This is a genomic window from Dolichospermum sp. LEGE 00246, from assembly GCF_015207865.1.
GTDB classification, from domain to species: domain Bacteria; phylum Cyanobacteriota; class Cyanobacteriia; order Cyanobacteriales; family Nostocaceae; genus Dolichospermum; species Dolichospermum heterosporum.
The window spans coordinates 1-2,953 of record NZ_JADEWA010000573.1; the positions used below are offsets into that span (position 1 = coordinate 1).

At 38.1% G+C, this 2,953-nt stretch carries 1 protein-coding gene; it reads right to left on the reverse strand.

All coding sequences use genetic code 11. The features are described from left to right. Window positions 1–594 precede the first annotated feature (594 nt). Window positions 595–2,913: a type IIL restriction-modification enzyme MmeI gene (locus IQ228_RS24155; protein WP_193964708.1), complete on the reverse strand. Its 2,319-nt coding sequence runs from the start codon at window positions 2,911–2,913 to the stop codon at window positions 595–597. Window positions 2,914–2,953 lie beyond the last annotated feature (40 nt).

The following is a 2,953-nucleotide window of genomic DNA, read 5'->3' on the forward strand; positions in this document are numbered from 1 at the left end:
TTTTTTAGTCCTCTTTTAGAGGACTTGCGCTATTAGACGGGGGTTTATAACCCCTGGCGGGCTGGCGGGCTGACAAATGAATAAATGGACAAATGAATAAATGGATAAACCGACGAATGGATAAAATCAACATCCTGTAAATCCTTAAATCCTGTAAATCCTGATTCAGACATTTATTTGATTTCTCACCAAAAGCCAAAAGAAGATATTTTTTTATCAAACCAGAGATATCCAAATAGCCAGAGGTTAAAAACCTCTGTCTAATAGCTAAAATCGTCTGAAGACGATTGGGGGAAAGGGTAATATTAATTATGTTGATTTTTTTTAGTCCTCTTTTAGAGGACTTGCGCTATTAGACGGGGGTTTATAACCCCTGGCGGGCTGGCGGGCTGACAAATGAATAAATGGACAAATGAATAAATGGATAAACCGACGAATGGATAAAATTAACATCCTGTAAATCCTTAAATCCTGTAAATCCTGATTCAGACATTTATTTGATTTCTCACCAAAAGCCAAAAAAGATATTTTTTATCAAACCTAAATCCTGATTTTGATATTTGTTGGGTTTGGTTGCGTCAACCCAACCTACAATTATGGTTCGGTGAAACCAGTAATGGTTGGGATGTTATCGGTTGTCGGTTTTCGGGTTTTAGCTGCTTTTTTAGTATTGGCTTTTTTCTTCCCTTCTGCAACTTTACCTCCTAAGATTTCGGCTTCATAGCGGGTTTGATTGAGGTCTAATAATTTGGCTAATGTTTCATCATGGGTTGCTTCTGTCCAGCGATATCTCCAAGGTTTTTTCTTATTTCTTCCTTTGGGGTTGTCTTCTTCTTCCTCTTCTTCGTAGTCGAGTAAAAATGTACATTCTGTGGATATATCACCCCACCCGTAAGCGTCGAGAACTGCTTTGTCCATTGCGGTGTGAAGTTCGCGGAGTTTGAGTATGTCGCTGTCGTATTCGTCGGGGTCATGAAATCGGTTGTAGGTGTCTGTCAGTCCTTGGTTGTTTTTTACCATCAATTCTGCGCGGTATTCATAATAGGTTTTTCCCGTTTGTTCTAATATGGCGTTGTTTTCCCAGTCTTCGGGAAATGGGAATGTTTCAAAACAGTCGGAAGGTGTGTAACGAAGTCTATCTTCTAATGATGAACCAAAAAATCTTGTCCATATTTCATGTATGCGAGATTGTAGAATAGTGAAAAATGAATTTTGTTCATTTGCAAAAACTACCAAGGCTTCAGAATAAACTATATTAGCTTCCATAAATGCTGTACACCAATGTGGTTGATGACGCGAAGTTACTAATACCCGATTAAATTGGGATATTCCGTTATAAAGTTCCTGTGCTGAAGATCCATATTTCCACCATGATTCAGCCCTTTTTCTTCCTATAGCATTTGTATTTAAATGTGCGCGTGCAGGTTTAACTTTGTCCTCTACAATATTCATTAAATCAGGATAGTTTCTTGCTTCCTCTTCACTCATTTCACCAAAATTAATCACGTAGCGACGATGTGCATGAGTGGGACTAGAATTGACTTCTTCGCCGCCAATATAAGGAAAAATTCTTTCTGCATTTTTAGGATTTTCTGTAATTAACCTGTGCATTTCTGCTATCGGTGTAGCATCTGGGTTATCATCATCAAAAGTAAACCCCATTCCTAAAACATAACTACCTATAAAACTCTTATTAGCATTTGCTAATAATACCTTGGGATCTTGATTTCCCCCCGCATGAAATAGGAACGCTGAAATTAAATCAACTTCCTGATTATCTAAATATTTTTTATCCGCATAATTATTTAACCATTTCCCCTTAATATATTGACCCTTAAATACATGAACTACGCTAACTACAACCGCAGCTAAACCCGGCCACTTTAACCGCTTTTGAGCATTATAAATAATTCCGCCATTTTCACAGATATATCTTAACCCTGTGCTGCGGGTATCTCCTTGGGCTATAGTGTTAGTAGCAATTAAGCCAAAAGTGCCATTTTCTCGTAATATATCAAACGCCCTTCTAAAAAAATGCGCCACTAAATCAGCATTTCCATGAGATTCCGGGTTAACAACTTTCAACCAATCTAAATAACCTTCAATATTTCCATTAATTGTCGTATTCTTCCCCGCAAAAGGAGGATTTCCGATAATTGCATCAAAACCGGGATTAACTCTATCAAAAACTTCAGGAAATTCAATTTCCCAATTAAACACAGGTACAGATTTTGCACCGGATTTTAAATTATCACATATATTGATAATCTCTAAATTATCAACATTATCGTTATTATCAATATTGTCATCATTATCAACATTGTCCGGGTTTAGCATTGCTAAACCCCTACCCACGCTGAAACCCATACGGACACCGACACGCGCACCCGTTTGTTTTTCCATCTTTTTAAACATCAACCGAAACTTATCTAATTCTTCCTTCCTGGCTTTATCCTTATCTTTGGCAAAAAATGCCGCAATCACTAAATCACCCTTTACCCGCGTTTCCGTTAATTCCAATTCCGCATTTTCATAAACATCGCGTTTTTTCTCATAGTCACTATCACCAAGATTAAAAATTTCATCTCGATAAACTTTCACCTTAGTAATTGACTGATTAAATAAAGGTAAATTGGGATCTGTATAAGTAGTATCTGCTATCCAACTAAAATTTTTAATTTGTTCCTTATTCAATCCAACCAAAGAATCTCCCCACTTAAAAGCATGATCTAAAAAAGTAAAAGGATGAGATTTCGCCAAAGTCGCCAACCACAAAGATAACTTCGCCAAATTCACCGCAAAAGGGTTTTTATCCACACCATACAAACACCGTTGGGCTACTAACCGCCGCGCATAAAGTAACGGTTCTTCGTCTGGGGGAATTTCAAACACCCCACCCGTCCTATCGGACACCCTCCCCTTGGTAAGGCCCTTGGTAAGGGGAGGGCTGGGG